The 6203-nt window shown below is 42.6% G+C and carries 1 protein-coding gene; it reads right to left on the reverse strand.

Going from position 1 to position 6203, the window contains the following annotated elements; all coding sequences use genetic code 11:
- The coding region (locus tag OCI93_RS20610; protein ID WP_261627219.1) for a beta-ketoacyl synthase N-terminal-like domain-containing protein at positions 1–6151 on the reverse strand (6151 nt) is incomplete at its 3' end.
- Positions 6152–6203 lie beyond the last annotated feature (52 nt).

The following is a 6203-nucleotide window of genomic DNA, read 5'->3' on the forward strand; positions in this document are numbered from 1 at the left end:
GCTCTAGTGCAAATGGCACTAAAGGACCACCCACTTGACCCTGTTCATCAAGTAATTGAATACCACTGATGGCTTGCAGTGCTGCATCCACTATGCTCGGGTGTAAGTGATAGGTTGCCAAACTGCTCTCACACTCAGCTGGTAAATGCAACTTAGCCAGCGCCTCTTTAGGGGCACTGTGTAGTGTTTCTATTAACTGATGAGTATGACCATACTGTAAACCTCGTTGTGTAAAGCGCGCATAAACACTTGAACCATCTAGCAACGTAGCACAACGAGATCTTATACCACTCAAATCTAATATCGCATGCTCGGCTGTGAACTCGGCGATACGACCTTGTGCCAAGGTATTTTCATTATGGACCATATCCACCTGAAACTTCACTATATCAGCACCTGTACGGCTAGCCTCTAATCTTGTGATAAGCTCAAAATTATCTTGCTCATCACTGAATTGCGCAGCTTGATGCCAAACTAGATTGTCTAGCAAAAAATTGGCTTTATTAGATACAGGCAGTTGCTTCGCATTTTTATACGCCGCAATAGCTAGCTCAACGTAAACAGATGCTGGCACTGTCATTTTCTGATCAACAGTATGATCTCGCACGCAGAGTATCTTGTTATCAAAGTAGCTTCGATAACAGATCCCTTGATGTAGATTAGATGTGTTCTCATGCAATAGTGGATGCAATTGCGCTCTATGGGTCACATCAGTAGTTTGCTCAGTGGGCTGCGCTACCCAGTAAGACTGAGGAGTAAAGTGATATGTGGGTAAACTTAAGCGACGACGCTTAAATGGGAATACATTTTGCCAGTTTATATCTGCCCCTTGTACCCAATAGCCCGCAACTTTGAGCCATTGCTTGCTATTTATCCATTGTGATACTAACAACAGCATATCATCGTGATCAGCCACCATAGCTAAATCACCATGCTTGGTCTTGCTTTCACATATACCCGACACATAATCCGTGTTGGTCTGTCCATCGAGGTAGTCCCGTAATACAGACTGGGCATGGGACTGTGTACTTACAACCAATGCTAAACGATGGCGATAAACTCCTCGACCAACCTGCAATGTATAAGCTAAATCGTGCATGTTTACCTGTGCTGAGTCACATAAGTATTGATAAATTGCTTGCACATTGTATTTAAGAGAATCATTGTTATGAGCAGAAATTGTTAAAATAACAGGAGTATTATCATATGGCGCAGGATCACTTTCAGCACCTGCTGACTTGTACTGCTCCACAAGTAAATGTGCATTTGTACCACTGAAGCCAAATGAGCTAATCACTGCTCGAAGAGCTTGGTTTTTATAACTTTTCCAAGGTGCTAATTCGGTGTTCACATAAAAGGGAGAATTGGTAAAATCAAAATGCTCATTGGCGCTGACAAAATTTAAAGAAGGCACCAAATGCTGATGCTTAAACATCTGTACAACTTTATGCAAGCTTGCTATACCTGCAGCTGCAGATGCGTGCCCAATATTTGTTTTCACTGAACCAATAGCACATGAAGTATCCACGGTGGTCCCACGTTTATCAAATGCATGCGCTAATGCCTCAAGTTCAATCGGATCGCCAAGCTTAGTTCCCGTGCCATGTAGCTCTGCATACCCAATAGTATTCACATCAATGTCATAGGCATCGTACAAACCTTGTAACAAGTCGATCTGGCTTTGCATACATGGCGCAGTTATACCATTGGTTTTGCCATCCTGATTAATACCCGACGCAATGATCACTGCGTGAATATGATCTTTATCTCGCTGCGCATCTTGCAAACGTTTTAGTACAACACAACCAACTCCTTCACCTGGCACAAAGCCATCAGCACTATTGTCGAATGTTTTACATTGTCCATCCTTTGCCAACATGCCAGCGGCACTCATGCCAATATAGGTTTCGGGTAGTAAATATAAAGTAACGCCTCCAGCCAATGCCATATCAATTTCATTTGCTTTTAAAGCTTGACAAGCGAGATGAATACTTACTAAAGAGGATGAGCATGCGGTGTCTGTTGGAATTGCTGGACCTTTAAGATTCAGATGATATGCCATACGCGCAGCGGCTATCGCAAAACTATGCCCAGTTATATGCGATGTCGCTACTGGCATACCAGAGCGCGCAACTAAAGTTGCGTATTCGCAACTCATAATACCAAGGTAAATACCACACTGCTCGCCATCAAGTGATTGTGGTCCATATCCAGCCTCTTCAAATGCACAATAGGCTTGTTCAAGAAACAGTCTATGCTGAGGGTCCATGATCTCGGCTTCAACTGGTGCGATATTGAAAAACAGTGCATCAAACCGCTCTGCCCCTTCGAGCATACCAAGCCACTTGCTGTAGCTTTTTCCTGTTTGAGCTTGTGATGAGTAATACTGTGCAATTGACCAGCGCTGTGAAGGAATTTCAACCACACTGTTAATTCCCTCACACAGGTTACACCAAAATTCGTCTAAGTTTGCAGCGCCAGGATAACGCCCTGACTGACCTATAATCGCAATGCTCTGCATTGTGTTAACATGTGAAACATTATTTTCATGCTGTGATGAGGTCGTGCTGTGATCAACAAGTTTGTCTCGTATCATCGGTATCTCAACAGGTAATTGCCTCGATGCTGGCGTTATAGATACCGATTCAAACTGAGTTAACTTTTGTTGATGAAGATAACCCGCCAACACTGATACTGTTGAGTAATCATACAACACTGCCACCTTAAGCTTAATGTTCAATAACTTATTAAGCTGCTTTAACCACTCTACTCCTAAAATTGAGTCTAAGCCCACATCAATAAAAGGGACTTCAGGGTCAATCTCATCAAGTAACAGTAGCGCTTGCAACGTTGCTGTTAGAGTTTCTTGCAACTGCTGCAAAGATAAATGTGAGGATATACTGCTGGCATTCTCATTTATCGTTAAAGGCTGCGGCTCTTCAGCAAAAACATTTTGCGTTATTTTCTTCTGAGATACTGTCGCAGATAACTTAACCCGAGCCGATGGCGTAATGGTTTGACTGCTGCCTCGTCTCACATCCTGCGGCTGTGACATTTTTATTTTTTGCTTAACCGCAACATCTGGCTGAACAGCCGACGTATTAAGTGACTGGAATGAAGTGCTGATATGCCGTTTTAATGCATGCAAGTTGGCATGATCATACAAAACCGACACTTTGAAATTACTTTCCAACTGTTTGTTAATTTGTTTGATCCACTCAACACCAATAATCGAATCAACACCTAGATCAATAAAAGGTGCAGACTCATCAATTTCATCTTCACTTAGCAACAATAAACTTTGTAACGTCTCACTTAAAAGTTGGTGTATTTGTCGCGGACTGAAACGCGCTTCGCCGTTACTAGCTGGCGTAGAAATAACCGCATCCTGCCTTACCTGACTCATGACAAATTCCTTTGATTTAACAGTATCTTGTGCTAGCTCATCTCGCCCTGCCAATGCAAAATATGAGGCTTGCGGCATAGTGCAACTACGTTTATTAAATACGTAGCCTGGCAAAGCAATACGACAATGTTGCTCCCCGCGATTTATATAGTACTGATGCCAATCAACACTTGATCCAATGGCCCAGCTACGCGCCACCATATGCGCGTCATTGAACATCGTTACAGCCTGTTCATTGTGTTTTGCAGCTGCAACATGCCAAACGCTATGATGCTTATCCTCATCAGATAAGCGCAAATGTTGCTCTACGCTATCTAATGCCTCAACACACTGCGCAAAACCACTCGCAACCACCACTGCACGATATTTAAAGGCACTTCTACCAATTTGTAGGGTATATGCAACATCTTTAAGACTCACCTCAGATGTGAGAGTTTGCTCACTAAAGAAGACTTTGTACCGCTGTACAAGGGACAGTAATGAGGTTGTATTTTTAGCCGACAAAACAATGATTTGTGGGGTGTCTTTATGTGCTTGCTCACAGGAGTGCTCGGCAATATGTGAAGGAATATGCTGCGCTAATACAACGTGGGCATTACTCCCACTAAAGCCAAAAGCACTAACAGCAGCCATACGCGGTGCTGTTTGCTCCCATGGTTGGGCTTGAGTGTTAACGTAAAATGGTGATCCATGCAAGTTGATAACTGGATTTAGCTGCTTGAAATTGATACTTGGAGGCAACAAGCCTTGTTTGACGCTTAAGGCTGCTTTAATGATACTGGCCACGCCTGCTGCTGTTAGCAGATGCCCAATATTCGACTTAACAGAACCCACCGCGCAGCGATGATTATGGGTATGTCTGAATATATGGTTCAGCGCATCTATTTCTATTGGATCACCCAAAGCTGTACCTGTACCATGTGCCTCAACAAGTCCTATTTGTGCAGGATCAATATCGAAACGTTGATAAACCTGCTCTACTAGCGCTATTTGAGCTCGAACATTTGGTGACGTGATACCGTTGGTTTTACCATCATGATTGCTACCCCAAGCACGTACGATTGCATAGATAGGATCCTCATCAAGTAAGGCATCTTGGTAACGTTTCAATAAAATTGCACCCACGCCTTCACCGGGAACAAAGCCATCCGCGCGTTCATCAAAAGTGAAACATTTACCCTGTTTCGACAACATACCTGCTTGACTTGTCATGATATGCATAGCAGGCTCGATTAGCAAACATACGCCACCTGCTATGGCCATATCACAGTTTCTTAATACTAAACTGTTACATGCTTCAACCAAAGCAGTCAAAGACGATGAACATGCACTATCAATGGCCATATTTGGCCCTTTAAGATTTAAGAAATAAGAAACTCTACCACCTAGAATCGCATTATTGCCTCCGAGTAAACGCTGTGCGGTTAGCTCGGATGTCCCGTAGTAACCAGCTGAGCAACCGGTAAATATTCCACAATTTGCACCATCCAAGGTATGCGGATCTATCCCAGCATCTTCTATACAATGCCATGCGGTTTGTAAATATAGCCTCTGCTGTGGCTCCATTAAATTTGCTTCTGCTGGAGACAAGTTAAAGAAGATAGGATCAAAATATTCAGCTCCTTCTAAGTACCCAACCCACTTGTTATACGAGGTATATCCCTGTGCATCTGGATCCGGATCGTAAAACCCCTCCACAGACCAACGCGACATCGGTATTTCAATAATACTATCTTTAGCAGAGAGTATGTTTTCCCAATATTGCTGAATATTCTGAGCATCTGGAAATTGTCCTGCCATTCCAATGATTGCAATTCCCTCATCAACTGCAGGACTATTTTGATCAGCGTTCTTTTCATATTGGGTCTGCGTATGAGTTGTATCTGGATCTTGTTCTTTGTGTTCATAAACTTTAGATAAGCTTTCACAAATCAGTGTACATAAATGATCTAGTAACTCTTGCACAACTGAATATTCATATAATTTAGTCGTGATGAGGCCAATATCATATTTGTCATTTATCGCACTGACCCATTCAGTACCAAGAATTGAATCTAACCCTTGATCCATCAGGCTACGTTTTAGCTCTATCTTTTCCACTGATGTCTGCAACACATTTGCTAGACTCTGTATCAGCCAAGCTTGCGTCGACGTATGTGTCGTTTTCGTTATATGACAAGTCAGACTCACAGGCTTACATTGTGTTTGAGCAATAGACACAGGAAGGGAGGTCAATGTGTTAAGTTCACTCAACTTTACTTTCCCAACTGGAGGTTGTAATTGAATATTCGCATCATTCTGGCTAACGGTGTTGAGTTGTTTTGTAGTACCTTGTTGATGTACAGTATTCATTAATTTAGCAATATGCTCTGCCAACAAAGCAACCGTCGTGTATTCATATACAGTGGTTGCCAACAGTTCAACACCGAGTACTTCTTTGACCCGTTGTAACCATTCAACAGCTAGAATCGAGTCTAACCCCATTTCTGATAGTGGCTTATCTATATCAATGGCTTCAGGGTCTTTAAACAGTACAGAGGCTAGGTTGGTGATTAGGTGTGCTATAACATCTTTCATCGGTAATATTTTTTCTTGTTTAACGCTTTGGGTTAAGTCCATAGGCACTGCAAAAGGCCGTTCCTGATCATCTTGGATTTCGGTATTTATGGCAGTAACCCAATGTTCTGTTCTAGCAAAAGGATAAGCAGGTAAATCTAGGTGCTGCACCGCTTCCCATTGCTGCATTCGCCACCAAGGTAAGCTATACCCTTCACAATAAAGCTGTGCCAACTCATAC

It is taken from the genome of Pseudoalteromonas holothuriae (assembly GCF_945859825.1).
Classification (GTDB): Bacteria; Pseudomonadota; Gammaproteobacteria; order Enterobacterales; family Alteromonadaceae; genus Pseudoalteromonas; species Pseudoalteromonas holothuriae.